Here is a 25,511-nt window from a genome sequence, read left to right on the forward strand (position 1 = left end):
TAGATTGTCCATTCTAGACGTCCAGCGCGAGGCTGCTACCCGTCTCCGCACAAGAACAAGCCAGGAGCGTCACCTGCACCTTCTGCCTGTCTATGAACCGGAGCGATCCGGAGGAGGACACATGCGATTGCGCTGCTTTTTCCTGGGATGCCTGTGGGATGAAGGAAGTCTGACCGATGTCGGTCACCTGTCGATGCTGTGCCAGCGCTGTGCGCGCTGCGGCGCGCAGCGTTACCTGGCCCCCAGAAGCCCGAGCCCGGAGCCGGAAATCTGAAACCCACCCGAAAGAAATGCCCGGAGCACGCAGGTGCTCCGGGCATCGGGGTGTCGCCGGGGAGCTATCAGTTGGCCACGAAGGCCTGGCTGGTGGTGATCGCCATGTCGCCGCCGGGCAGCTTCAGATCGCCGAGGCGCTCCAGGCTGTTGGCGTCGAAGATCGCCACGTCGTTGAAGGTACCGGTCAGGTACAGCTTGTTGCCGGCCTTGTTGACGGTCAGACAGTAGTAGGAGTGATCCAGGTTGGCGGCCTTGACCAGCTTTTGCTCCTTGATGTCGTACTTCGCCAGGCGGTTGAGCACGCCGTAGATGATGTTGCGGTCGGTCGGCGAGCGCATGCCGCTGAAGTACACCTCGGTGACCGGGCCGAAGTCGACGGTCTCGGTCTTGCCGGTAGCGAGGTCAATGTTGAAGAAGCCGTAGAGGAAGTCGGCGGTGGCCGGGTCCTGCTTGGCGTCCTTGAACTTCGCGGTGGTGTAGAACAGCGAGAAGTCACGCGGATAGGTCTGCTGGTTCCACACGTAGAGCACATCTGGCGGCGCGTAGTTGGGGCGCTTCCAGTTGCGGCTGGGGATGGCCACGTCGAACTTGCCGGTCTTCACGTCCACCTTGTAGATGTCCGGGCCTGCCACGTAGAGGGTGCCGTCGTCGCCGGTCTGCATGATGGTCAGCTGGCGCGGCGCCGGGAAGGTGCGCACCGGCTTGGCGTTCATACCGTCGGCCACCGAGTACACCTGCAGGCGCGGCTGCTGCACCTCGTAGTGCTCGGCGAGGATCTTGGTCGGGTTGGCGATGGCGTAGATCTCCTTGCCGTCATGGCTGACGGTCATGGAGAACATCGCCCGCGCGTTCTCGCCCGGCTTCTGCGCGATGGTGGCATGGAACACCGGCTGGCAGTCGCTGAGCTGGATGCCGTAGATGTCCGCGTAGTGGTTGCTCAGGATGTACACCACCTTGCGGTCCGGCGACAGCTGGGTCATGCCCGGGCCATAGGCGCCGGGGATGGTGCAGGTCTTGAACAGCTTGTCGGTCTGCATGTCGATGACGTGCAGGTTGTTCGGATAGTTGGTGCTGATCAGGTACTCGTGGCCACTTTCCAGCGCCTTGCCCTCGTCAGCGGCGACCGCTTGCAGCGCGCAGGCCAACGAGAGGCCGCCGAGCGCGGCGGCGAATGCTTTTCTGGACATGCAGGTTTTCCTCTTGTTCTTCTGTCCGCTCATTTGTCGTCCGGGAATACGGTGCCGAGGTTGCGCCAGTTCTCGGCCGAGGCCTGCGCATCCTTGTTCCAGTCGGGGTAGGTACTCATCATGTCCGGCACCTGGGCTGGCCACCAGCAGGGGTCGGAGCAGCCGTAGAGGTCCGCTTCCATCGGCTGGCAGAGCGAGGACACACCGCCGAACACGTCGATCTCCCAGCCCGGGTCGGTGGTCGAGGCGCAACCGGCCACGGAGTTCATCGCCACCACGTCTTCGATACGATCTTCGGCGGCGGCCTGTTCAAGCTTCTGTGCTTTGTTGTTGATGGCTTTCAGATGTTTCATGTCAGTGCGCCTTCCGCGGAGTGATGTGGCGGTCGATGAAGCCGGGGTTGGCAGCCATGATCCGGCTGTAGACCTCGATGCCGAAGTCGACCCAGTCCCTCATCAGTTCGCAGTAGTGGTAGGTGGGATGCGCCGGATCGCCGTAGCGGGCATAGCTCTCGTGGTAGCAGCCGCCGGAGCAGAGGTTGCGGATACGGCAACTGGCGCAGCCGGTGTCGGTGCGGTCCAGGCGCTGCGACAGGAAGTCGTTCAGCTCGGCCTGCTTCACCCCTTCGTGCACGTTGCCGAAGGTCGGCAAGGATGAACCGGTGAAGCGGTGGCAGAGGTTCAGCTCGCCCTTGTGGTCCACCGCCAGCATCTTCAGGCCGGCGCCGCACGGCAGGGCCTTCTTCTGCCCTTCGTGGATGTCGGTGATCAGCTGGTGCAGGTTGGAGAAGCCGATGTTGCGCCCTTCCAGCGCCTCGTCCAGGTAACGCCGGCCGAGCGCCTTCATGTTGGCGAAGACATCCTTCAGCTCCTCCCCGGTGAGGTTGAAGCTGCTGATGTCGCCGGAGGTGACCGGGGCGAATCCGACCTCGGCAAAGCCCATCTCGTTGAACAGGTGGTCCCAGATGGTCTCGACGTCGGTGACGCCGGTGGTCAGGGTTACCCGCGCACCGACCGGCCGCGAGGTGTAGCGCGAAAGGAGCATGTCGGCCTTGCGCCGCACCACGTCATAGGTGCCCTGCCCGCCCACGGTGATGCGGTTGCGGTCGTGCACCGTCTTCGGCCCGTCGATGCTGATGGAGAGACCGAAGCGATGGGCGTTGAGCCAGTCGACGATCTCCTCGGTGAGCAGCGTGGCGTTGGTGGTCATGACGAAGTCCACCGTCTTGCCCAGCTCGCCGAAGCGGCGCTCACAGTAGGCGACCATGTGCTCGATCAGCGGGCGGTTGGACAGCGGCTCGCCGCCGAAGAACACCACGGTGTAGCGCTGCTCGTCCGGCGACTCCTTGATCAGCATTTCCACCGACGCCTCGGCGGTCTCCGCGCCCATCTTCTTGCCGGCGGAGGGCTTGTCCAGGTCTTCCTTGTAGCAGTAGGTGCAGCTCAGGTTGCAGCCGGTGTTGACGTTCAGCACCACGGTGTTGAGCGCGGTGCGATCAACCTTCTTGATGCCGATTTCAGGGGTCAGCGGCGAGCCATCGCTGACCAGCTCCAGCGCGATCAGCTCGCGCAGGGTTTCGTCGATTTCCTCGGCGGCGAAACGCCCGCCCAGGCGTTGGGTCAGCTCGTCCGGCGAGCAGGCATGCCCGCGCAGTGCGTCGATGATCCCACCGGTCAGCTCGTCGCTGGCGAACAACGAGGAGCTGGGGATGTGGAACAACAGGCGGTCGGCGTCCACCCGCACTTCGTGCAGGTTGCGTTCGACCAGATTCAAGATGGCGCCCATGGCGACCTCCCGGAACTCTCAGAATGTGCCCGCCCGCAGGCGGGACTCACGCGTTCAGTTCATCCGACTCCGACGGTTACGGGATCGGCGGGTTGTTCCAACGCTGCACGGTCACGATCATGTGCCCTTCGCCCTTGTGCGACTGGCCCGCGTCGTCCACCGCGGCAATCACCTTCAGGTTGCCGGCGTTGTTGGTCATCATCTTGCGCGCCGGGTTCGGGCCGGCGTCGCCCGGGGTGAAGATGCCGGTGTCGGCGTCCATCTCTCCGGCGAACTTCACGTCCTGGTCTTCCTTGGCGCGGTCATCGAACGGCTCCACCGACCACTGCGCGGGGAACACGCCGATGCGGAACGGCTTGCCGTCGGCGCCCTTGCCCCAGGCCTCGGCATCGAAGCTGCCCTGGACCTTGGGTGTGGAGCCACCGTTGCCGCCGATACGGGCGACGGAGAACTCCGGCACCACCTTCACTTCGGCAATGTCCTTGTACACGGCCAGGCTGCCGCCCTTGGCGGTGCCGACCGCGACATCGTGCTCGCCGACCGTCGCCGCATCGTCGGCCTTGACCCTGACGGTCACGCGCTCAGGGCTCTGCGATACCACCGAGACCACGTCCACGCCCTTGCCGAACGACGGCTTGCCCTTCAGGCCGGTACCAACCACGGTGACCTCGGTCTCCGCGCCCGCCTTGATGTACGCCGGCTGCACGCCCAGCACGTGGCTGGTGCCGCTCTTCGCCGCGACGAAGTCCAGGCCGCGCTCGTCGTGGGCCTTGTCGAACATGCGGCCCTGCATCTGGCCGTCGAGGGCGGCGAACACCTGGCGCATGCTCAGGTCGCCCACGGTGACGTTGCCGCGCCATTCGTAGCCGTTGTACAGCACCGCGCTGCCTTCGCCGTTGAAGGCCTCGCCGTCGGCGTACTGGCCCTTCACGCTGACCTTGAAGGCATCGTCGCCGCTCTTGGCCACGCTCATGGTGCCGGCGAGGTCGCCCCGGCCCGGCATGTGCCCGGCGAAGCTCCACTCACCCGCCAGCGACTCGGCCTTCGGACGGTGCTGCTTCCAGTCGTTCCAGGCCTTGCTGTCCAGCGGGTAGCGCTTGGCCAGTTCCGGGACCATGTCCTTCTTCGCCAGGTCGAACCAGTCGCGATCGCGGGACAGCGCCTGGTACTCCAGCGACGGCCAGCGGCCCAGGTGGAAGTTCACCAGCTTCTCCCACTCCGCCGCCGGGCGACGCTGCAGGGCGATGCGCGCACCCGAGTGGCAGCGGGCGCACATCTGTTCGAAGTTGGTATCGAACTTCTCGACGGTGTTCAGCCGGCGCTCCAGGGCGTAGCGCACGCCGTCGGTCTCGCTCGGCGCCAGGCCCTGCTTGTCGGCGAGGAACTTGACCACCGAGCGACGCTCGTCGTCGGTGATCTTCAGGCCGTACATCACCTGCATCCGCCCGATGCTCATCAGCCAACCCTCGGGGGTCTTGCGCTGGTGGCTGATGCGGCTCAGGGAGTTGTTGCCTTCGGGCGTGTGGCACGCCTGGCACTTGGCGTTGATGATCGCCTGGCCATCGGCGGCATTCGCCGGCTGGTGCAGCGCTAGGGCCAGAGCGGCCAGGGTTCCGGCACCCAGACAGTGCCGAAGTCGTGTCATCTTCAAGGTCAGGCCTCCTCGGTATTCTTGTTGGTTATTCGTGCCCACCGATGGGCTAAGCGCGATTGCGTCGAACGCTTGGTAGCGATTTAGCAGTTTGTGTGCCATTCCTTTGCGGGGCCCGCCGCATCAGGCTTGCGTCGGGTTTTAGCGGAGCCGTCGGCAATCCGGCCGAGGTTCGATGCGTCTAATTTCGCGATTGCTGTCTAACTCTGAGACACGGCCTCTGCGACGCCGTCTGAAGCAGTATGGCCGCGCTTTTTCAAAGCGCCGCCCGCCGGCAGCAACAGGGCGCCGAACAGCATCGTCAGCAGGCCGACCCAGACCAGCGAGAGAAACGGGTAGCGACGGATCACCACCACGCTTTCGATATCGTCGTCCTGCTGCTTCAACAACAAGCGTGCCGAGGCCGGCACCCAGACCTGCAGGTCGCCGCTCCAGCCGCGCACGATGAAGGGGTGCAGCACGTAGCCCCGATCCGAGGCGAAGCGCGCGTAGTGGTAGTCGAGAATCTCGCAGAGCTGGCGGACCGGGCCCTGGTAGGCCGGCGGATTGCCACGGCTGTCCTGGAACAGCGCATGGCCGGCGAGCGTGCGTTCGCCATCGCGCAGCTCCACCTTCGCCAGCGCGTGGTAGCCGGAGAAATCCGGGCGATTGGAGTCGGGCGAGACGCGCAACTGCATGCCGCCGATCACCGGATGCCACTGCTCGAACGAGGTGCCCGGCGCAATGCTGACCTGCTGGTAGGTATTGAGCGCCGTCGCCGCCAATCCGCCGACCAGGGCGATCACCGCGCCGCCGTGCACCAGGGCCACCCCGCCGCTGTAGCGCAGGTTGCCCAGGCGCCGGCTGCGCCACAGGCTCAGCGCACCCCAGAGCAGGCAGCAGCCCATCAGGAAGGCGCCGCCCAGCAGCGCAGCATCCAGCCAGGGCAACACCGCCACCACGCTTTGCGAGAGCATGCCCTCACCGTTGTAACCGCGGCTCAGCCAGCCGCCGCGCCAACCGATCCAGAGCATCACCCCGACCATCGCCAGGGTCGCCAGCAGCGCCAACCGGGGCCGTACGCCGCGACGCAGGAAGCTGTAGCCGCCGATCAGCCCGAGCACGCCCAGCAACGGCAGCAGCCAATGGGCCAGGCCGTAGCCGTTGACGTCCCACTGGTCGAAGGCACGGCGCAGGCTGGCCATTTCCTCGGTGGTGGCCCAGGCGGTCAGGGTCTCGAAGAAGGGCTTGAGCTCGCTCGGCCGCTCCAGCCCCAGCCACTCGTACAGATGTGCCTGTACCAGTGCGCCAAGGGCCAGCAGTCCGCTGCCGGCGAACAGGTAGATGGCCACGTCCAGCGTCCAGTCCGACGTGCCGCGCCGGCGCCCTGCCTCCGTTTGCGCGCGCCGGCCGGCCAGCAGGTAGAACGCCGCCAGCAGCAACAGGATCAGCGCCAGCGCCAGGTGGCTGAGCCACGACGTGGTGCCGATATAGCGGTGCGAGCTGGCCAGCACCGTGCTGCGGGTCACCGCCATCGCCACGCAGGCCATGGCCGCCGCCAGCAGGCTGAGCACGGGCAGCAGGCGGCGATTGGCGCCGTCGGCGCGCCAGCGGCGGGCGCCGTGCAGCACCGCGCCGAGCAGCGCCCAGATGACGAAGGCCGAGGTCTGTACCGGGTCCCAGTGCCAGAGCTGGCCGAAGGTGAAATCCTCCATGGCCCAGGCCATGCCCGCGCCGATGCCGGCGGTGAGCACCAGCCAGGCGCGCCGGCTGTAGCGCGGCATGATCCAGGCATAGGCGCCACTGCCCTGCCCCAGCGCGCCGAGCGCGGCGCCTGCCGGCGCCAGCGCCCAGGCGTAGGCACACAGGATCAGCGGCGCGTGGAAGGACATCCAGAAGGTCTGCAAGTGTGCGTTCATGCCCTGGCTGGGCTGATGCGCCAGCCATTCGCCGGGCGTTGCGCTGAAGGGTCCGAGCCAGGCGGCGGTGGCCGCGTACCAGGCGGCGATCAGCGCCATCCCGCGTCCTGCCCAGCCGTCCAGCGTGCGACCGCTCAAGGCGGCGACCATGCAGAAGGTCGCCAGCAGCAGCACCGTGCCTTCGTCGCCGCCCCAGAGGTTGGAGAACTTCAGGTACGCCGGCAGCGCCGCGCTGCTGTACAGCCACGCGTAGCGCAGCTGGAAGTGGTCGGCCATCAGATGCAGCGCCAAAGCCAGGCAGGCTCCGCACAACACCCCCAGCGCCAGCGGCCAGCCGGGCAGGCGCAAGCCCGGTCGCAGCGCCCCCAGGGCGATCAGCGCGGCGACCGCCCAGAGCATTGCGTTCCCCAGCGACGGCGACAGCCAGAGCAATGCGCAAGCCGCCAGCGCGGCGCACAGCCCTGCAAGCAATGACGACATCCTCTTCAAGCGAACCTCCCTTCTGACGGCGCCTGACCTGGCAGGCGTACGGACTCCTGCCCTCTCACATTGCGTGCCAGCGGCAAAAACCCTTGGGAAACAATCCATTGCCCCACGCAGAAGGACGCGAGGCCGTGGCAATTCGCGACGGCTGTATCAGCCTGAGACATCTCGGACAGTTTTAGACGATGGTCGAATGCCCCGGGCGCGCACGCCGCAACGGGGGGCCCGGAAATACCGCGGCAGCGGCCTTATCCGAGTCCGTGCGTCGGAAATAACGTCCTCATCCGCGCCAGCCGTGGGTTTGCCGGTCATATGACTGGATACCCGAGTCATGCCGGTTATCCTTATTCATGACCTTGCCCCCGGCAAGGCCGCCTGTTTTCACGCTTCGCGCAATCCGTATGACGATGGCATCAGCCCCAGGGCCAGAGTACGGCAGCGGTATGAAGGGACTCCGGCCTTTCACAAGAACAAGACGGAGAAGAACATGGCGCAGACATACAGCCCGGCCGCGGGCAACGCCCCCCACAGCGGCATCACCAAGGAGGAGCGCAAGGTCATCTTCGCTTCCTCCCTCGGCACCGTATTCGAGTGGTACGACTTCTACCTGTACGGTTCACTGGCGGCGATCATCGCCAAACACTTCTTCGCCGGGGTCAACGAGACCACCGCCTTCATCTTCGCCCTGCTGGCCTTCGCCGCCGGCTTCGCGGTGCGCCCCTTCGGCGCCATCGTGTTCGGCCGCCTGGGCGACATGATCGGCCGCAAGCACACCTTCCTCATCACCATCGTGATCATGGGTCTCTCCACCGCCGTGGTCGGCCTGCTACCGGCCTACGCCACCATCGGCGTAGCGGCGCCGATCATCCTGATCACCCTGCGCATGCTCCAGGGCCTCGCCCTGGGCGGCGAATACGGCGGTGCCGCGACCTACGTGGCGGAGCACGCGCCACAAGGCAAGCGCGGCTTCTTCACCTCGTGGATCCAGACCACCGCCACCCTCGGCCTGTTCCTCTCGCTGCTGGTGATCATGGCCTGCCGCACCGCGCTGGGCACCGAGGCGTTCGAGTCCTGGGGCTGGCGCGTACCCTTCCTGCTGTCGATCCTGCTGCTGATCGTCTCGGTGTACATCCGCCTGCAACTCTCCGAGTCGCCAGTGTTCAAGCGCATCAAGGCAGAAGGCAAGGCGTCCAAGGCGCCGCTGACCGAATCCTTCGGCCGCTGGGACAACCTCAAGGTGGTGATCATGTCGCTGCTCGGCGGCACCGCCGGGCAGGCCGTGGTCTGGTACACCGGGCAGTTCTACGCGCTGTTCTTCCTCCTGCAGATCCTCAAGATCGACGCGCAGACCGCCAACTTCCTGATCGCCGGCTCCCTGCTGCTGGGCACGCCGTTCTTCGTGTTCTTCGGCAGCCTCTCCGACAAGATCGGCCGCAAGCCGATCATCATGGCCGGCTGCATCCTCGCCGCAGTGACCTACTTCCCGATCTTCCACGGGCTGACCCAGTTCGGTAACCCCGAGGTGTTCGCCGCCCAGGAGCGGAACCCGGTCACCGTGGTCGCCGACCCGGCGCAGTGCTCGTTCCAGTTCGACCCGGTGGGCAAGGCGAAATTCGTCAGCTCCTGCGACCTGGCCAAGAGCCTGCTGGCGAAAAAGGCCATCCCCTACGAGAACGTCAAGGCCGAGGCCGGCGCCGTGGCCCAGGTGCACATCGGCGACAAGGTCATCGCCAGCTTCGAAGGCAGCGGCATGGCGGCAGCGGACTTCAAGGCACAGTCCGATGCCCTCACCGCGCAGATGGGCAGTGCCCTGAAGGACGCCGGTTACCCCGAGAAGGCCGACCCGGCGAAGATCAACCACCTGGCCATGCTGCTGCTCCTGACCGTGCTGGTGATCTACGTGACCATGGTCTACGGACCGATCGCCGCCTGGCTGGTGGAACTCTTCCCGGCGCGCATCCGCTACACCTCGATGTCGCTGCCGTACCACATCGGCAACGGCTGGTTCGGCGGCTTCCTCCCCACCGTGGCCTTCGCCATGGTGGCGGCCACCGGGGATATCTACTACGGCCTCTGGTACCCGATCGTCATCGCGGTGATGACGGCGATCCTCGGCACCTTCTTCCTCCCGGAAACCAAGGACCGAGAGATTCACCACGGCTGAGTCCCGCAGGGCGTGCAACCGTTCGCGGTTGTACGCCCGCAGGGAGGATCGGCTCTCGTAGGAGCGGAGCTTCTCCGCGATGCTCTTCTGCGAGGTTGACCATTCGCGGACAAGGTCCGCTCCTACGAGATATATCTGCGCTCGGGTTGGCCCTCACCCTAACCCTCTCCCAGGGGGAGAGGGGACCGTTCGACGCAGGATGAAACCTTGGCGTCAGTCGGCTCGGACTGCTCCCTCTCCCTGAGGGAGAGGGCTGGGGTGAGGGGGATGCATTGGCACGGCCCCCCAGAAGGAGACAGTTGCTCCTACGAAAGCGGGTACGGTGCCTGGGGTCTTCCCCTGTAGGAGCGGGCCATGCCCGCGATCGCGCGCACGGCGCGCTCCTACAGTTCCCTCAGGTGCGGGGTTCGGTCGATGGAGGCCCAGCGTCCGGCCTGCCTGCCGTCTCAGCCAATGTCGCAATGTGCGACAACCGCTCGCTCCACGATGACCATCTCAATCTATAAACTCCTTTAATTTCAAATACTTGAAAAACAATTCAAGCATTGGCACAGCCGTTGCGATGTCCGCTCCCAACCTGCTCCCGACCCGAGCAGAACGAACAGACCAACAAGAGGCAACTGCAATGCTCGCTTCCCTGCCCATCAAGCCCGAATCCCGTGCCTTCCTGCAGCGCGCGCCGAAAATGCTGATCGGTGCCGACTGGACCTCCGCCAGCGACGGCGCCCTGATGGACCTGCGCAACCCTGCCACCGGCGAAGTGCTCTGCCAGGTCCCGGCCGGCACCGCCGCCGATGTCGACCGCGCCGTGCGCGCCGCGCGCCAGGCCTTCGATGACTCGGCCTGGAGCCGCACCCGTCCGCGCGAACGGCAGAACCTGCTGTGGAAGCTCGCCGACCTGATGGAGCGCGACGGCGATCTGCTGGCCGAACTGGAATGCCTGAACAACGGCAAGAGCGCCGCCGTCGCCCGCGTGATGGACGTGCAACTGGCCATCGACTTCCTGCGCTACATGGCCGGCTACGCCACCAAGATCGAAGGCACCACCGTGGACGTGTCCATGCCGCTGATGCCCGAGGGCGACTTCCACGGCTACATCCGCCGCGAAGCCGTCGGCGTGGTCGGCGCCATCGTCGCCTGGAACTTCCCGCTGCTGCTGGCCTGCTGGAAGCTCGGCCCGGCGCTGGCCACCGGTTGCAGCGTAGTGCTCAAGCCCGCCGACGAAACCCCGCTGTCCGCCCTGAAACTCGCCGAGCTGGTGCTCGAAGCCGGCTACCCGACAGGCGTGTTCAACGTCGTCACCGGCACCGGCATCACCGCCGGCGCCGCCCTCTCCCACCACCCACTGGTGGACAAGCTGACCTTCACCGGCTCCACCCCGGTCGGCAAGGAGATCGGCAAGGCGGCCATGGACAATATGACCCGCGTGACCCTGGAGCTGGGCGGCAAGTCGCCGACCATCGTCATGGCCGACGCCGACCTGGCCACCGCCGCCGCGGGCGCCGCCCAGGCGATCTTCTTCAACCAGGGCCAGGTCTGCTGCGCCGGCTCGCGCCTGTACGTGCAGCGCAAGCACTTCGACAACGTGGTGGCCGACATCGCCGGCATCGCCAACGGCATGAAGCTGGGCAACGGCCTGGACCCGAGCATCGACATGGGTCCGCTGATCTCCGCCAAGCAGCAGAAGCGCGTGTTCGACTACATCGAACTGGGTCGCGACAAGGGCGCCACCATCGCCTGCGGCGGCGAGCAGTTCGGCCCCGGCTACTTCGTCAAACCCACGGTGATCGTCGACGTCGACCAGAAGAACCCGCTGGTGCAGGAGGAAATCTTCGGCCCGGTGCTGGTCGCCATGCCCTTCGACGACATCGACGACGCCCTGCGCCTGGCCAACGACAGCCCCTACGGCCTGGGCGCGAGCATCTGGTCCAACGACCTGTCGGCCGTGCACCGCATGGTGCCGCGCATCAAGTCCGGCTCGGTGTGGGTCAACTGCCACAGCGCCCTGGACCCGGCGCTGCCCTTCGGCGGCTTCAAGATGTCCGGCCTGGGGCGCGAAATGGGCGCCGCCGCCATCGAGCACTACACCGAACTGAAATCGGTGCTGATCCGCCTGTAACACCCTGCTGCCTACCTCGACCGGCGATCCCTTGCGCCGGTCCCTCGTATCCCCCGGTTGCCACAGTGGCCGGGGGATTTTTTTGACCGCCCGCAGGGCCGAGTGCCCTGCATTAGCGACATTCCCAAAAGCCGTCATCCGGTGCAGAATCCGCGGCGCAGAGCGGCCCATCGCCAGTATCCGTCGACGCACAATGTCGTTTTTGGCCATGCCCGTGGCGATCCTGAACAACTGGCAGGACGCCCATCTGGCATAGCTTGAGCCCCGCGTGATGCTGGCGTTCCTGCACGACACTCCCAAGCCCCCCATCGACCCGCGAGGAACGGGATCGTGGCTTGGTGGATACCGTTGGGGCCCGTGGCCACGCGCCCTCCATAAGAACAATTTCAAAAAGAAGGCCGACAGATGAGTGCACCCAGTGTGAAAGGCGCCAATGGCGATCTGGTGCAGGGCTTCAAGCCCCGCCACGTAACCATGCTCTCCATCGCGGGAATCATCGGCGCAGGGTTGTTCGTGGGCTCCGGTCACGCGATTGCCGCCGCCGGACCCGCCGCCATAGTGGCCTACGCCCTCTCCGGGCTGCTGGTGGTACTGGTGATGCGCATGCTGGGGGAAATGGCCGTGGCCAGCCCCGACACCGGCTCCTTCTCCGCCTACGCCGACCAGGCCATCGGCCGCTGGGCCGGCTTCACCATCGGCTGGCTGTACTGGTGGTTCTGGGTGCTGGTCATCCCCATCGAAGCCATCGCCGCCGGGGTGATCCTCAACACCTGGTTCCCGCAGGTCGAGACCTGGGTATTCGCCCTGTCGATGACCCTGCTGCTGACCCTCACCAACCTGTTCAGCGTCGCCAAGTACGGCGAGTTCGAATTCTGGTTCGCCATGCTCAAGGTCGCCGCCATCATCCTGTTCATCGGCCTGAGCGTGGCGGCCCTGCTCGGCCTGCTGCCCGGCCACGAGGTCAGCGGCCTGCAGAGGATCATGGGCGAACACGGCGGCTTCATGCCCAACGGCTGGACGGCCATCTTCAGCGCGCTGATCACCACCCTGTTCAGCTTCATCGGCACCGAGGCGGTGACCATCGCCGCCGCCGAATCCAGCGACCCCAGCCGCAACATCGCCAAGGCCACCCGCTCGGTGATCTGGCGCATCAGCGTGTTCTACCTGCTGTCGATCCTGGTGATCATCTCCGTGGTACCGTGGGACGACCCGCGCCTGGTCGAACTGGGCTCCTACCAGCGCGCCCTGGAACTGATGAACATCCCCCACGCCAAGCTGATGATGGACCTGGTGGTGCTGGTCGCGGTCGCCAGCTGCCTGAACTCCTCGGTCTACATCGCCTCGCGGATGATCTACTCGCTGAGCCGCCGCAACGACGCGCCGGCCTTCATCCAGCGCACCTCGGCGGCCGGCGTGCCGCGCGCGGCGGTGATCGCCAGCACCCTGATCGGCATGGGTACCACCCTGCTGAACTTCTTCGCCCCGGGCCGCCTGTTCGACTTCCTGCTCGCCAGCTCCGGCTCCATCGCCCTGCTCGTCTACCTGGCCATCGCCGTGTCGCAGCTGCGCATGCGCGGCATCCTGCGTCGCCGCGGCCAACTGCCGGTATTCCGCATGTGGCTGTTCCCCTGGCTGACCTGGCTGGTGATTGGCCTGATCAGCCTGATCCTCACGGTGATGTTCATCATGCCCTCGCACCGCGTGGAAGTCGGTTCTACTCTGGCGTTGACCGTGGTGATCATTCTGCTCAGCCAGACCAGCCGGCGCACGGCGGGCCACGGCGAGCCGCAAGCGGCACTCGGCCAGCGCGCCGCGACCGGCGCGGGCAACTGATACGGACATGACGCGTCGCAGCGACGGCATCTGACGAACGAGGTGGCGATTGGTCGAACGGCGGCAATTCAGTGGTGCCATGCAGGGACGCAACCTGCGCTTCATCGGCGAGCAACAGAAGGAGCCCACCCGCCAGGCGCGGGTGGGCTTTCTATTGCTCGAACACTTTTCCCTGCCGGCCTTCACCCAGGCGCTGGATACCCTGGTCACCGCCAACCTGATCCGCGCCGAAACCTTCGCCACCCAGACCTTCAGCCTCGACGGCGAATCGGTCACCAGCGACCTCGGCCTGGTGATCTGTCCCGGCGCGATGCTGACCTCCGCGCAACTCGCCGAGCTGGACCTGCTGGTGGTCTGCGGCGGCCTGCGCACACCGTTGCGGGCAACGCCGGAACTGACCCGCCTGCTGCAGATCGCCGCCGACAAGGGCGTCACCCTGGCCGGCCTGTGGAATGGCGCCTGGTTCCTCGGCCAGGCAGGGCTGCTGGACGGCTACCGCAGCGCCATCCACCCCGAACACCGCGCGGCCCTGGCGGAGATCGCCCGGCACAGCGAAGTCACCAGCGAAAGCTACCAGCTCGACCGCGACCGCCTCACCGCCGCCAGCCCCACCGGCGCCTTCAACCTGGTGCTGGAGTGGATCAACGCGCGCCATGGCCGCGAACTGGTGGATGCCATCGTCGACATCCTCGCCTTCGAGGAGTCGCGCTTCCGCCGCACCCGCCCTGCCCTGCACGAAAAGCTCAGCGAGCCGCTGCGCGAGGCGATAAACCTGATGAGTGCGAACATCGAGGAACCGCTCAGCCAGGACCAGCTCTCGCAGTACGTGGGGCGATCCAAGCGGCAGATCGAGCGGCTGTTCCAGGAGCAACTGGGGACCACGCCGGTGCGCTATTACCTGGAGCTGCGCATCACCGAGAGCCGGCGCCTGCTGCAGCATTCCAACCTGCCGATGTACGAGGTGGCCCTGGCCTGCGGCTTCGTCTCGCCCAGCCATTTCAGCAAGTGCTACACCTCGTTCTACGGCTACTCGCCGTCCAAGGAAGTGCGCTACGGGAATGTGAAATCGGCCAAGTGAGCGAGAGAGACACGGGAGGATGGGCTCTCGTAGGAGCCACTGTCTTGTCCCGGACTAAATCCGTGCCTGTGCTTCCCCCTCACCCCAACCCTCTCCCTCAGGGAGAGGGGGCAGATCGTGCCGGCTGAGACCGAGATTTCCTCCTGCACCGAACAGTCCCCTCTCCCGCTTGCGGGAGAGGGTTAGGGTGAGGGGCTCTTGATCTCGTAGGAGCGGAGCTTCTCCGCGATGCTCTTCTGCAAGGCCGCCTCTTCGCGGACAAGGTCCGCTCCTACGAAAGCGAATCGGTGCTCCGGTCCACCAGAAGGAACACCCTGTAGGAGCGCGCCATGCGCGCGATCGCGGGCATGGCCCGCTCCTACGGGATCACGCCGGCGCCCCATGAGCGGACTCCGGCCGCGATCCGCCGGCAAGGCCGGTGCAGGATCGGTTCGCGAGCAAGCTCGCTCCTACGAAGAGCTGGCGCGGCACACCCAGCAGGACCGAGGGGGACGCCCAGTCCTTGCTCGCGAACCATTGCCCATCAATGCACCTGGCCATCGACAACGCGGCGCCAACGCCTTCCGACCACATAAAAAAAACCGCGCCCCCTTCGGAGCGCGGTTTTCTGTCTTGCGTGAAGCAACGAACCAATCAGCTCAGCGGCGGCGTGCTCGGCGGCACCATGCGCCGGGAGCCGGTAGCCTCGAAGGCCGCGGCGAAGCGCAGCAGCGCGGAGTCGTCATAGGCGCGACCGGCGAAGGTCAGGCCCACCGGCATGCCGATGTCGGCCATCACGCCCATCGGCACGGTGACGGTCGGTACACCCAGGTGACGGATCGCCAGGTTGCCGTTGGCCACCCAGATGCCGTTGCTCCAGGCAATGTCGGCCGATTCCGGGTTCACGTCGGCGTCCGCCGGGCCCACGTCGGCCACGGTCGGGAACAGCACGGCGTCCAGCTTCAGGCCGTCCATCCAGTCTTCCAGGTCCAGCTTGCGGGTCTTTTCCAGGCCGCGCAGGCCGTCCGGCAGGGTCTCGATCTGGTCCCAGGTCTTCAGGCCGCGCTTGGCCATGTTGACGTACTCGTCCATGCCCGCAACCAGGTCGTCCTCACGGTTCGGCAGGGTGCCGGGGTCGTGTGGGAAGATCTTCGGACCGTCGGCGTCGGCCAGCTTGTTCAGCTTGGGATCGCCATTGGCACGGAGGAAATCGTCGAAGGCCCAGCCGGAGAGTTCCCACAGCTCATCGTGAAGGAATTCCGGCGAGACAATGCCGCGGTTGAACACGGTCGGCGCACCGGGACGGTCGCCCTCGCAGTTGGAGACCAGCGGGAAGTCCACTTCGATGACTTCGGCGCCGGCGGCTTCCAGGGCCTTGCGGGCCTGTTCCCAGAGGTCGATGACCGAGGCGCGGGTGTTGATGCGCTGGCCGGTCGGACCGCCGATGCCGGGCTTCTCGCTGGTGCCGGCCAGTTCGTCCTTGTTGATGTACATGCGCGGCACGCCCAGGCGCTTGCCCTTCAGGGCTTCAGGGCCAGCGGCGAGGTCCAGGTAGGACGCCGGGCGGACTTCGGAAACGGCGGGGATCGGCACCCACGGCTGCAGGCGCCACAGGTCGCCGCGCTTGTCGGCGTCTTCGGCGACCACCACGTCGAGCACTTCCAGCAGGTCGGCCATGGTGCGCGCATAAGGCACCACCACGTCCATGGTCGGGGTCAGCGGCCAGTTGCCGCGCACCGAGATCACGCCACGGGACGGGGTGTAGGCGCACAGGCCGTTGTTCGAGGCCGGGCCACGACCGCTGGACCAGGTTTCTTCCGCCAGGCCGAAGGCCGAGAAGCTCGCGGCGGTCGCGGTGCCGGCACCGTTGGAGGAACCGGAGGCGAAGGGCGCGGTGAGGAACTTGCGGTTGTACGGGCTTTCCGCGCGGCCGTAGACGCCGCGCTGCATGCCGCCGTTGGCCATGGGCGGCATGTTGGTCTTGCCCAGGCAGATGGCGCCAGCGGCGCGCAGGCGCTCGATGGTGAAGGCATCGCGGTAGGCGATCAGGTCCTTGAAGGCCGGGCTGCCGGAGGCGGCGGTCAGGCCCTTCACTAGGTAGCTGTCCTTGGCGGTGTAGGGAATGCCGTCCAGCGGGCCGAGGGTTTCGCCACGGGCGCGGCGCGCGTCGGAGGCTTCGGCTTCCTTCAGGGCCTCGGGATTGCGCACGACCACGGCATTGAGCCTGGTCGGGCCATCGTAGGCATCGATGCGCGCGAGGTAGGCCTTGACCAGTTCGACCGCGGTGGTGCGGCCCGACTCCAGGGCTTCACGCAGCTGCGCAATGGAAACTTCGGTTACCTCGATCATGCTTTCACCGTCGGCTGAAGGTTGGTGGGAAGGGACAGGTCTGCGTCGCGAAGGACCCAGACGTCGCAAGTCAGAAAATGCGTGTTCATCTCTATTCTCTTGTACTTCTGTTACGCGACGGGAGTGAGTGTACCGTCGGCCGGCGGCGTCCATCAGTCACCCGGAGGGCAGACCGGGAGCTGAAGTATGGCAAGTAAGGCGAATAAGGCCGCCAGGGCGCACACACTGGCACGTCCGATCAGAATACACAACACGCGTAAATTAAAAAAAACGCCCGCCGACTGGGGAATCGGCGGGCGAATGGGCGCCTGGGGGTCGCCCGATGGAATAGAGATCAGCGCATCGCCAAGCCGAGCGCTGTTGGGGGGAGGATCAGAAGCGGAAGTAGGCCGACAGGGTGGTCTGGTCGAGGTCGACGTCGCCGACCTTCAGGAACTCCTGCTCCAGGCGCACGCCCAGGCCGCCCAGCACATCCATTTCCGCGCCATAGCCGTAGAGGGTGTCCAGGTCCTCGGAGTTGCCGGTCACGTCATCGTCATCGGAGCGCCAGCCGTGCACACCAGCGGTACCGAACAGGCGAATGCGCTCGCCAACCGGGACGCCAAAGCGCACGTTGGCCTGTACCGACTGGCCCTCGAACTTCTTGTCGCCGTCGCTCATCTCGCCGAAATCGACGACCGCGCCTTCGAAAGCCAGGTAATTGTTCAGGCGATAGCCCGCATAGAATTTGTAGCTGTTGTCCTTGTCGTCGAAGCGCGACTCGTCGATCTCGCCCTGCGTGACACCGCCACCCACGTACAGGCCTCTGTCATCGGCAAACGCCAGCACCGGGGCCGACAGCAGGAACAGGGTGGAAATCACTTTTGCGACACGCATGAAAACTCCTTTCCGATGACAACCACTGCCACCGTACAAACTTGAAATGAATTGGATTCGGACAGGCGCCGTTCCCCGAATGGAAACCGCGCACTTATCGCCAGATGGCGGAACGAATGAATAAGCGGAAGAACATCGAACCCGTTTGAATCACCCTCTCTATCCGGAACACAAGGCGGGGGCAATTAAATCCAACGAGGTATCGGGCTGGCTATCGTAGGTTCTCGATAGTCGGGAAATGGCCTTGCGAACATGGAAAAATGCCGGCCTGCAAGGCTCCGAGGCCGACGACGAACAAAACGGATCAGTCATCGCGAATTCTTTGAGCGAAACTTTCGCTCAAAGAATTCGGGCAAACTTCAACCGCCATGGAGTTGAGTTGCAGCTTTATTGCTGAATGAAGATTGAAATAGCGCAGACAATATTTCGAACGTGTTCGCCAATAATATGCCTTGCATCAAGCGGATATAAGCGAGCGCACTCGGTCAGTCGACCACGCCTGCGCCCACCCACCTCAATTCCGCTTTCATGCCGGGCATCATTCGCTGCAACCCGTCAATCAGTTGATCCCCCGCCTCCCGCAGCGCCTCCAGCGGCATTTCCGGCAGGCTTTCGAGGATGAACCACATCCGCTGCGCCTCGGCGTCCAGGCGGGTGCGCACACCCTGACGCCAGTTCCAGCGGCGACAGGTGACGCCCACCTCGTCGCGCCAGATCACCTCGCCGGCCTCGGGCGATTCGTGGGCCGGCACACCCTCCTTCATCGTGTCGAACATTTCGCTGCCGTCGGCGACGACCAGCCTCGGCGTGCCGGCGTAGGCCGCCAGGTTCTCGCCACCGACCGGGATGGCGAAGCGCAGGCTCACCGCGTTGTACAGGTCCACCACCGGGTCGATGCTCGGCAGGCTGCCGTCGCGCAGCACGCGCTTGCGCAGGGCCAGTGCCGAGCAAGGTGTGCGCTGGGGCTTGGCGCCGAAACGGCGGAACACCTCGCCCCAGGCCTCCAGGTGCGCCTCCGCCCAGGCCGGCGCGTCCGCCGCCAGCTCCTGGCAGGCGCGCTGCAGCGCCGCTTCGGCCACTTCCGGATGGGTGATCGGAGCGGCCTCCACCGTGATGCTCAGGGCGCGAAAGCCCGGTGCGATATCGGTGATGGCGGAGTCGATGATGGGAGTGACCGGTTGCATGGCGGGGTCCTTGGTTGGGTGTTGCAGGGCTCGTCCGGGCATTTCTAACACCGGGCTTCCCGCTGCTGCCATGAAACCTCCGAATGAATGATTAGTCCTGCTTATGAGGCCCGGTAAAAATCAGGAGCGCTAATGGCGTCGAACCGGGCTTCAGAAGGCCTGTACTCCAACCGCACGAAACTTGCGCAACATGGCCAGCTGGGGCGAACGAGTCAGTCCGATTCAAGTCGTGGGGCCGACGCCGATCCCCACCGTAGGAGCGCGCCATGCGCGCGATCGCGGGCATGGCCCGCTCCTACAGGAGTTCCACTCATTGCTCTGGCTTTCGCTTTGAGGATTTCCAGAGAAACGTCCGCACGCGCCGGAGCGCCCCTTCAGGAGGCCGAGTGAAATCGGAGTTTCAGGGGTTGAGCGGCATGGATGCCGCGAGAGCGTCGTTGGGCCATGGATGGCCCGTCGACGCGGGCCCCTGAAACTTCGATGGAGCGAGGGAAGTCCCGCGAAGCGGGACCCGGATGATGGGGCAGAGACTTTTGCCTACTTTGCGTCGTTTGGCAAAGTAGGTCGCCCGAGGGGGCGAAACAAAATCTCACAGCACACGCCGAAGCGGCGCAGAAATGCCCAACCCCAAGCATCGCGGACAAAGTCCGCTCCTACCTTCCGCGTTCGCGGGGATTACGTGTGCGGGGACGATACCTTGCACCGTCACTCCCGCGAACGCGGGACAGCGCTTGCGCTGAACGCACTTCAGTGCGGCCCGAAGGGTAAGCGCAGCGAATAGCCCAAAAGACAGTTGCTCCTACAAGGGCAGCCTGTAGGAGCAACTGTCTTCTTCTGGGAGAGAGTTAGGGTGAGGGCCAGCCCGAGCGCGGATATATCTCGTAGCAGCGAGCCATGTCTGCGGGAGAACCGGCACAGATACGTCATGGACGCAGTCCGCTGGCACGAAGAGTCGGCCGATGGGATCGGCACGGCTATCAGCGCGGGCCTGGCCGCTCCTTCAGGACACCCATTCCTTCGCTTCTCCGTGATGGAAAGCGAACGACGCACGTACTGGGCAGGCCCTCGCCAGCGCCCGGAAACAGCAGCCTGTATGCCAGATCACGCTATCCGCCTCGATCATTGGATACAAAATAATATCCACATCGTGTACAGCATAAGCAATACCATCGACCGTCCGGAATCCCCGTTCCAGAGCCTCTCGCAATTCTCCATCGTGTAACCGATCGGTCAGTTTTCGGACCACCGGACAAAAACATGTATACAAACTAGTAGATATTTCCCATGGATTTTGTCTACAGTGGCTCCACAACAAAAACAAGCGAGTCCTCAGTCATGAATGATCGTTCAGCTGTAGCGTCCGTCGGAGCACGCCCGGAAGACGAGAACCTCGGTATCGGCGCCAATCTGGCGTACGGCCTGCAACACGTTCTGACCATGTACGGCGGCATCGTCGCCGTGCCCCTGATCCTCGGCCAGGCGGCCGGGCTCTCACCCAGCGAGATCGGCATGCTGATCGCCGCCTCGCTCTTCGCCGGTGGCCTGGCCACCCTGCTGCAAACCCTCGGTATCCCCTTCTTCGGCTGTCAGTTGCCGCTGGTGCAAGGCGTGTCCTTCGCCGGTGTGGCCACCATGATCGCCATCCTGGGCGGTGGCTACGAGGGCGGCGGCATGCCCGCCGTGCTCGGCGCGGTGATGGCGGCGTCGTTCATCGGTTTCCTGATCACACCGGTGTTCTCACGCATCACCAAGTTCTTCCCACCCCTGGTCACCGGTATCGTGATCACCACCATCGGCCTGACGCTGATGCCGGTCGCGGCGCGCTGGGCCATGGGCGGCAATCCCAAGGCGCCGGAATTCGGCAGCATGGCCAACATTGGCCTGGCGGCCATGACCCTGGTGATCGTCCTGCTGCTGAGCAAGCTGGGCAGTTCCACCATCTCGCGCCTGTCGATCCTGCTGGCGATGATCATCGGCACCCTGATCGCCGCCGCACTGGGCATGACCGACTTCTCCCGCGTGGCCGAAGGCTCGATGGTGGCAATGCCGTCGCTGTTCCACTTCGGCATGCCGACCTTCCACATCTCCGCCATCATCTCGATGCTGATCGTGATCATGGTGACCCTGGTGGAAACCTCGGCGGACATCCTCGCGGTCGGGGAGATCATCGGCACCAAGGTCGACTCCAAGCGCCTGGGCAACGGCCTGCGCGCCGACATGGCGTCGAGCATCATCGCGCCGATCTTCGGTTCCTTCACCCAGAGCGCCTTCGCCCAGAACGTCGGCCTGGTCGCCGTGACCGGCGTGAAGAGCCGCTACGTGGTGGCCACCGGCGGCCTGATCCTGGTCACCCTCGGCCTGCTGCCGGTGATGGGCCGCGTGATCGCCGCCGTGCCCACCTCCGTCCTCGGCGGCGCCGGCATCGTGCTGTTCGGCACCGTGGCGGCCAGTGGTATCCGCACCCTGGCGACCGTGGACTACCGCAACAACATGAACCTGATCATCGTCGCCACCTCTATCGGCTTCGGCATGATCCCGATCGCGGCTCCGAGCTTCTACGAGCACTTCCCGAGCTGGTTCGCCACCATCTTCCACTCCGGCATCAGCTCCGCGGCCATCATGGCCATCGGCCTGAACCTGCTGTTCAACCACTTCAAGACCGGTAACTCGGACCAGCAGTCGGTGTTCGTCGCCGCCGAGGAGCGCACCCTGCGCTACCGCGACATCGCCGCGCTGAACGAAGGTGACTACTTCCAGAACGGCAAGCTGTACGACTGCGATGGCAAGGAAGTCCCGCTGGTCAACGATGACCACGATGACCACCACGCTCCCGGTCATAAGCGGCAGGTGCGCGAGGCGGAAAACAGCCACGTCTGACCTGGCGACATGAACGAAAAAGCCCCGCATCAGCGGGGCTTTTTCTTTGGCTCTTGTAGGAGCGAGCTTGCTCGCGAACCGCCTGATGCTGGTGCTGCCGGAAATTCCAATTCGCGAGCGAGCTCGCTCCTACCGTACAGCCACTCGCCCCAGGCAGACCCTACCGGTGATCGTAGATCGCCATTTCTTCCTCGATGGGTGCCGGTGCCCTCAGGGGCACCACGGTGGCGTCGTCAACCACGGCCGGCGCTTCGCCGACCGCCAGCATGAGCGGCGCCGAGGGCCCGCCGCCGGGAGGCGGATTGACTACCTGCACATTCAGGACGCCCGCTTGCGCGACGTCCCCGGGCAGCAGCTGGAAGGCCAGCCGGGTACTGTCGGCCAGCGTCGTCTCGCGGCCAGTGCCATTCACCTGCACGCGCACCCCACGGGCGAACCCCACCCCGCGCAGACAGATGTAGGTCGCGTGCGGGCCGGCAATCGGCGGCTGCGCCTCGATGATGTAGGCGACCGGGTTTTCCAGCACGTCCTTGCGTTTGGCGTCGCTCGCCGCGCGGCGGGTGCGGAACAGGGTATCGAAGACCTCGCCGAGCTTGTCGGTGGCCTGCTTGGCGAACATGCCGGCCAGAACGGCCATGCCCATCAGCCCGTGCAGGTTGACGTTGGTCTCGTCGCCGGTGGCGCTGACGGTGAGAAAGCCGCCGCGGATGAACAGGTACAGCAACATGGCGACGATCATGCCGATGAACGGCTTGAGCACGTACCACCAGATCCAGCTGGTCATGAAGCGTTCGTTGCCGACGAAGTCACTGAAGGACTTGGCGACATGCACGATGCTGCCCAGCCCGCCTGCGGCCATGACCATCACCAGCAGCCGCGCATCCGGCCCCGGACACCAGCCGGCCAGGCACTGCACGTCGGGGTCGCCGAGCACACCCGGCGGCGGGAACTTCGGATAGTAATGCGGCCATAGCGCGACCAGCAGGCCGGCGAGCAGGAGCGCAAGGCAGACCAGCCCCGCGCCCATGACACTGATCTGAAACGAGTTGGCACGGCGGCTCTTGCTGCGTGTGTCCATCATGCGCTCCGGGCAGTGGCCCAACGGGAGGAAAGCGCCCTGCCGCGAAGAGCGTTTGCCGCCTTCGCACGACGGACAGAGAAACACACGTTAGCGCAGCACGGTGGCTGTGCAAGAGGCAATTGCGAGTATTTCGCGACTGTATCCGCCGCGAAACGTAGCGCCGCTGAAACAGCGCCCGGAAGGCCCCGTCGTCAGGCCACTTCAGCTTCGGGCCGCACGTCGTCCAGTAGTCCGATAAACGCGCGCAGCGCCGGCGTATCGGTACCGCGCCGCCAGAACAGCCAGGTGGTAGCGTCGGCATGGTGCGGCGCCAGCCGGTGGATCGCCACGTTGCGGCCGCCGGCGAGGCTGTCGAACATCGCCCGCGGGATGATGGCGACGCCGCCTCCCGCCGCGATGCAGGCGAGCATGCCGTGGTAGGACTCCATCTCGACGATCTTGCCCGGGACCACCCTGTGCTCGGCGAACCAGGCCTCCAGGCGCTTGCGGTAGGAGCAGGTGTCGCGGAAGGCGAACACCGTCTCCCCCGCCACATCCCGCGCGTCAGACACCGGCGCGTGGTGCCTGGCGCTCATCAGCACCAGTTCCTCGCGGTACACCGGCTGGCCGTCGAGCTGCGGGTGGTTGGCCGGGCCGTCGGCGAAGGCGGCGATGAAGCGCCCGGAGAGCACGCCGTCGATCATCTCGCCGGAGGGGCCGGTGGACAGGTCCAGTTGCACCTTCGGGCATTGCTGGTGGTAACGCGCCAGCATCTCGGGGATGCGCACCGCCGCCGTGCTTTCCATGGAGCCCAGGGAAAAGCTGCCGTGGGGTTCGGCGCCGACCACTACCTGCCGGGCCTCATCCACCAGGTCGAGGATACGTTCGACGTAATCCAGGAAGCTGCGCCCGGTAGGCGACAGACGGAGGCGCAGCTTCTCGCGGATGAACAGCTCGGCGCCCAGCTCCGCTTCCAGCTGCTTGATCCGCGTGGTCAGGTTCGACGGCACGCGGTGCAGACGGGCCGCGGCGGCGGTGATGCTGCCTTCCTGGGCGACGGCGCGGACGATTTCCAGCTGGGTGAGGTCCATGATTCTCTCCGAGAGAAAGAGTCTTTCTTGATTATTCATTTTACATGAATGAGTCCGCATCTTAATTTCTGCTCCATCCCGGCGCCAGCGTGCCCGGACGAACGACCGGCCTTGCGGCCCAACAGAACAAGCAGGACTCACCATGAACCAGATCGCCGCCATCCCCGCTGCCATCTCCCGCAGCCCCGCCACCGGCCAGGAACTGGCCCGCTACACCTTCGAAGACGCCGCCCAGCTGGAAGCCTCGCTGACCCGCACCGACGCCGCCTTCCGCCAGTGGCGCGAAACCAGCATCGCCGAGCGCGTCGCCGTGCTGCGCAAGATGGCCGAAGTCCTGCGCGCCAACGTCGAGCCGATGGCCCGCATGGAAGCCCAGGAAATGGGCATGCCGGTCACCCAGGCCCGTGGCGAGATCAACAAGTGCGCCAACCTGTGCGACTGGTACGCCGAAAACGGCCCGGCCATGCTCGAAGACGAGAAGACCCCGATCGACGGCGCCTACATCTCCTACCTGCCGCTGGGCCCGGTGCTGGCCGTGATGCCATGGAACTTCCCCACCTGGCAGGTCATGCGTGGCGCGGTGAGCATCATCCTGGGCGGCAACACCTACGTGCTCAAGCACGCGCCGAACGTCATGGGCTGCGCCTATCAGTTGCAAAAAGCCTGGCGGGATGCTGGCCTGCCCGAAGGCGTGTTCGAAGTGCTGAACGTCGAGCCGCCGCTGGTTTCCAAGGCCATCGCCGATGACCGCATCGCCTCCATCGCCGTGACCGGCAGCGTGGGCGCGGGCGCCGCCATCGCCTCCCAGGCCGGTGCAGCGCTGAAGAAATGCGTGCTGGAGCTGGGTGGTTCCGACGCCTTCATCGTGCTGGCCGACGCCGACCTCGACGCCGCCGTCAAGGCCGCCGTCGCCAGCCGCTTCGGCAACTGTGGCCAGGTGTGCATCGCCGCCAAGCGCATGATCCTCGAAGAATCCATCGCCCCGGCCTTCACCGAGAAGCTGCTGGCCGCCGTGAAGGCGCTGAAGATCGGCGACCCGCTGGCGGACGACACCTTCGTCGGCCCCATGGCCCGCTTCGACCTGCGCGACGAGCTGGACGGCCAGGTGCAACAGGCCATCGCCGACGGCGCCACCCTGCTGCTGGGCGGCCACAAGCTCGACGGCGAAGGCAACTACTACGCGCCGACCGTGCTGGCCGACGTGAAGCCGGGCAACACCGCCTTCAAGAAGGAAATCTTCGGTCCAGTGGCCTCGCTGATCGTCGCCCGCGACGCCGAGCACGCCCTGGAACTGGCCAACGACAGCGAGTTCGGTCTCTCCGGCGCCATCTGGACTGCCGACAAGACCAAGGCTCAACAGATGGCCCGACGCCTGGTCAGCGGTGGCGTGTTCATCAATGGCTTCTCCGCCTCCGATCCCCGTGTACCGATCGGCGGCGTGAAGAAGAGCGGCTTCGGTCGCGAGCTGTCGCACTTCGGCCTGCGCGAGTTCCTCAACCCGCAGACCGTTTGGATCGACCGCAAGTAAAGGCTTATCCTCAGCCCCTCGCCCTACGCCGTTCTCCTCGGCGCGGGCGTTGTACGCCCCGACACCCTGTCGGGGCGTTCCACCCTAGGAGGT

General features: G+C 65.4%; 18 protein-coding genes. 8 read left to right on the forward strand and 10 right to left on the reverse strand.

Features of this window, described 5'->3' with window-relative positions:
* Positions 1 to 121 precede the first annotated feature (121 nt).
* Positions 122 to 274, forward strand: coding sequence for a PSPA7_2676 family Cys-rich small protein (locus tag J5M67_RS29765; protein ID WP_279381565.1), 153 nt, complete (start codon positions 122 to 124; stop codon positions 272 to 274).
* Positions 275 to 341: 67 nt separating this feature from the next.
* Here J5M67_RS29765 and peaD read toward each other — a convergent pair whose 3' ends face one another.
* From peaD to ccsA, 5 genes are all read right to left on the reverse strand, one after another.
* Positions 342 to 1,463 (reverse strand): quinohemoprotein amine dehydrogenase subunit beta, encoded by a 1,122-nt coding sequence (peaD, locus tag J5M67_RS11975; RefSeq protein ID WP_207885535.1) that lies wholly within the window; start codon positions 1,461 to 1,463, stop codon positions 342 to 344.
* 29 nt (positions 1,464 to 1,492) lie between these two features.
* Entirely contained in the window at positions 1,493 to 1,816 is a 324-nt protein-coding gene (qhpC, locus tag J5M67_RS11980) for a quinohemoprotein amine dehydrogenase subunit gamma (protein WP_152223974.1), read from the reverse strand.
* Position 1,817: 1 nt separating this feature from the next.
* Complete coding sequence (gene peaB / locus J5M67_RS11985) at positions 1,818 to 3,248, reverse strand: quinohemoprotein amine dehydrogenase maturation protein (RefSeq protein WP_207885536.1); 1,431 nt, start codon at positions 3,246 to 3,248, stop codon at positions 1,818 to 1,820.
* A 76-nt stretch (positions 3,249 to 3,324) separates the two neighbouring features.
* Complete coding sequence (peaA, locus tag J5M67_RS11990; RefSeq protein ID WP_207885537.1) at positions 3,325 to 4,893, reverse strand: quinohemoprotein amine dehydrogenase subunit alpha; 1,569 nt, start codon at positions 4,891 to 4,893, stop codon at positions 3,325 to 3,327.
* 206 nt (positions 4,894 to 5,099) lie between these two features.
* Positions 5,100 to 7,277 (reverse strand): cytochrome c biogenesis protein CcsA, encoded by a 2,178-nt coding sequence (ccsA, locus tag J5M67_RS11995; RefSeq protein ID WP_207885538.1) that lies wholly within the window; start codon positions 7,275 to 7,277, stop codon positions 5,100 to 5,102.
* 490 nt (positions 7,278 to 7,767) lie between these two features.
* On the opposite strand from ccsA, the gene J5M67_RS12000 reads away from it, so the two are divergent.
* The 4 genes from J5M67_RS12000 (at position 7,768) to J5M67_RS12015 (ending at position 14,474) form a co-directional block, all read left to right on the forward strand.
* On the forward strand, positions 7,768 to 9,444 hold the full coding sequence (locus J5M67_RS12000; RefSeq protein ID WP_207885539.1) for an MFS transporter: 1,677 nt from the start codon (positions 7,768 to 7,770) through the stop codon (positions 9,442 to 9,444).
* A gap of 625 nt (positions 9,445 to 10,069) precedes the next feature.
* A complete protein-coding gene (locus tag J5M67_RS12005; RefSeq protein WP_207885540.1) occupies positions 10,070 to 11,563 on the forward strand; it encodes an aldehyde dehydrogenase in 1,494 nt (497 codons plus the stop codon).
* Positions 11,564 to 11,968: 405 nt separating this feature from the next.
* The gene (gabP, locus tag J5M67_RS12010) at positions 11,969 to 13,396 is read left to right on the forward strand and encodes a GABA permease (protein WP_207885541.1); all 1,428 of its coding nucleotides are present in this window, start codon (positions 11,969 to 11,971) and stop codon (positions 13,394 to 13,396) included.
* Between the two features lie 79 nt (positions 13,397 to 13,475).
* Positions 13,476 to 14,474 carry a GlxA family transcriptional regulator gene (locus J5M67_RS12015; RefSeq protein ID WP_207885542.1) on the forward strand — a complete coding sequence of 333 codons (999 nt, stop codon included), beginning with the start codon at positions 13,476 to 13,478 and terminating at the stop codon, positions 14,472 to 14,474.
* Between the two features lie 633 nt (positions 14,475 to 15,107).
* Here the strand turns inward: J5M67_RS12015 and J5M67_RS12020 are convergent.
* The 3 genes from J5M67_RS12020 to J5M67_RS12030 form a co-directional block, all read right to left on the reverse strand.
* Positions 15,108 to 16,802 (reverse strand): amidase, encoded by a 1,695-nt coding sequence (locus J5M67_RS12020; protein WP_207885543.1) that lies wholly within the window; start codon positions 16,800 to 16,802, stop codon positions 15,108 to 15,110.
* A 372-nt stretch (positions 16,803 to 17,174) separates the two neighbouring features.
* Positions 17,175 to 17,678, reverse strand: a complete 504-nt coding sequence (locus tag J5M67_RS12025; protein WP_207885544.1) for an outer membrane beta-barrel protein — start codon at positions 17,676 to 17,678, stop codon at positions 17,175 to 17,177.
* A 485-nt stretch (positions 17,679 to 18,163) separates the two neighbouring features.
* On the reverse strand, positions 18,164 to 18,862 hold the full coding sequence (locus J5M67_RS12030; protein WP_207885545.1) for a B3/4 domain-containing protein: 699 nt from the start codon (positions 18,860 to 18,862) through the stop codon (positions 18,164 to 18,166).
* 925 nt (positions 18,863 to 19,787) lie between these two features.
* Here J5M67_RS12030 and J5M67_RS12035 point away from each other — a divergent pair.
* Both J5M67_RS12035 and J5M67_RS12040 read left to right on the forward strand, forming a co-directional pair.
* The gene (locus tag J5M67_RS12035; RefSeq protein WP_207885546.1) at positions 19,788 to 20,084 is read left to right on the forward strand and encodes a hypothetical protein; all 297 of its coding nucleotides are present in this window, start codon (positions 19,788 to 19,790) and stop codon (positions 20,082 to 20,084) included.
* 113 nt (positions 20,085 to 20,197) lie between these two features.
* On the forward strand, positions 20,198 to 21,739 hold the full coding sequence (locus tag J5M67_RS12040) for a nucleobase:cation symporter-2 family protein (RefSeq protein ID WP_207885547.1): 1,542 nt from the start codon (positions 20,198 to 20,200) through the stop codon (positions 21,737 to 21,739).
* 160 nt (positions 21,740 to 21,899) lie between these two features.
* Here J5M67_RS12040 and J5M67_RS12045 read toward each other — a convergent pair whose 3' ends face one another.
* A complete protein-coding gene (locus J5M67_RS12045) occupies positions 21,900 to 22,817 on the reverse strand; it encodes a hypothetical protein (protein WP_243434633.1) in 918 nt (305 codons plus the stop codon).
* Between the two features lie 194 nt (positions 22,818 to 23,011).
* Positions 23,012 to 23,890, reverse strand: coding sequence for a LysR family transcriptional regulator (locus tag J5M67_RS12050; protein WP_207885549.1), 879 nt, complete (start codon positions 23,888 to 23,890; stop codon positions 23,012 to 23,014).
* Between the two features lie 142 nt (positions 23,891 to 24,032).
* Here J5M67_RS12050 and J5M67_RS12055 point away from each other — a divergent pair, with 142 nt between their 5' ends.
* Positions 24,033 to 25,418: an NAD-dependent succinate-semialdehyde dehydrogenase gene (locus tag J5M67_RS12055; RefSeq protein ID WP_207885550.1), complete on the forward strand. Its 1,386-nt coding sequence runs from the start codon at positions 24,033 to 24,035 to the stop codon at positions 25,416 to 25,418.
* Positions 25,419 to 25,511 lie beyond the last annotated feature (93 nt).

Origin of the sequence: Pseudomonas sp. 30_B (genome assembly GCF_017491605.1) — a bacterium.
Taxonomy (GTDB): domain Bacteria; phylum Pseudomonadota; class Gammaproteobacteria; order Pseudomonadales; family Pseudomonadaceae; genus Pseudomonas.

Coding starts and splice junctions, on each gene's coding strand:
- J5M67_RS29765 (WP_279381565.1), top strand. CDS start 122: ATGCGATTGCGCTGCTTTTTCCTGGGATGCCTGTGGGATGAAGGAAGT.
- peaD (WP_207885535.1), bottom strand. CDS start 1,463: ATGTCCAGAAAAGCATTCGCCGCCGCGCTCGGCGGCCTCTCGTTGGCC.
- qhpC (WP_152223974.1), bottom strand. CDS start 1,816: ATGAAACATCTGAAAGCCATCAACAACAAAGCACAGAAGCTTGAACAG.
- peaB (WP_207885536.1), bottom strand. CDS start 3,248: ATGGGCGCCATCTTGAATCTGGTCGAACGCAACCTGCACGAAGTGCGG.
- peaA (WP_207885537.1), bottom strand. CDS start 4,893: ATGACACGACTTCGGCACTGTCTGGGTGCCGGAACCCTGGCCGCTCTG.
- ccsA (WP_207885538.1), bottom strand. CDS start 7,277: ATGTCGTCATTGCTTGCAGGGCTGTGCGCCGCGCTGGCGGCTTGCGCA.
- J5M67_RS12000 (WP_207885539.1), top strand. CDS start 7,768: ATGGCGCAGACATACAGCCCGGCCGCGGGCAACGCCCCCCACAGCGGC.
- J5M67_RS12005 (WP_207885540.1), top strand. CDS start 10,070: ATGCTCGCTTCCCTGCCCATCAAGCCCGAATCCCGTGCCTTCCTGCAG.
- gabP (WP_207885541.1), top strand. CDS start 11,969: ATGAGTGCACCCAGTGTGAAAGGCGCCAATGGCGATCTGGTGCAGGGC.
- J5M67_RS12015 (WP_207885542.1), top strand. CDS start 13,476: ATGCAGGGACGCAACCTGCGCTTCATCGGCGAGCAACAGAAGGAGCCC.
- J5M67_RS12020 (WP_207885543.1), bottom strand. CDS start 16,802: ATGATCGAGGTAACCGAAGTTTCCATTGCGCAGCTGCGTGAAGCCCTG.
- J5M67_RS12025 (WP_207885544.1), bottom strand. CDS start 17,678: ATGCGTGTCGCAAAAGTGATTTCCACCCTGTTCCTGCTGTCGGCCCCG.
- J5M67_RS12030 (WP_207885545.1), bottom strand. CDS start 18,862: ATGCAACCGGTCACTCCCATCATCGACTCCGCCATCACCGATATCGCA.
- J5M67_RS12035 (WP_207885546.1), top strand. CDS start 19,788: ATGGACGCAGTCCGCTGGCACGAAGAGTCGGCCGATGGGATCGGCACG.
- J5M67_RS12040 (WP_207885547.1), top strand. CDS start 20,198: ATGAATGATCGTTCAGCTGTAGCGTCCGTCGGAGCACGCCCGGAAGAC.
- J5M67_RS12045 (WP_243434633.1), bottom strand. CDS start 22,817: ATGGACACACGCAGCAAGAGCCGCCGTGCCAACTCGTTTCAGATCAGT.
- J5M67_RS12050 (WP_207885549.1), bottom strand. CDS start 23,890: ATGGACCTCACCCAGCTGGAAATCGTCCGCGCCGTCGCCCAGGAAGGC.
- J5M67_RS12055 (WP_207885550.1), top strand. CDS start 24,033: ATGAACCAGATCGCCGCCATCCCCGCTGCCATCTCCCGCAGCCCCGCC.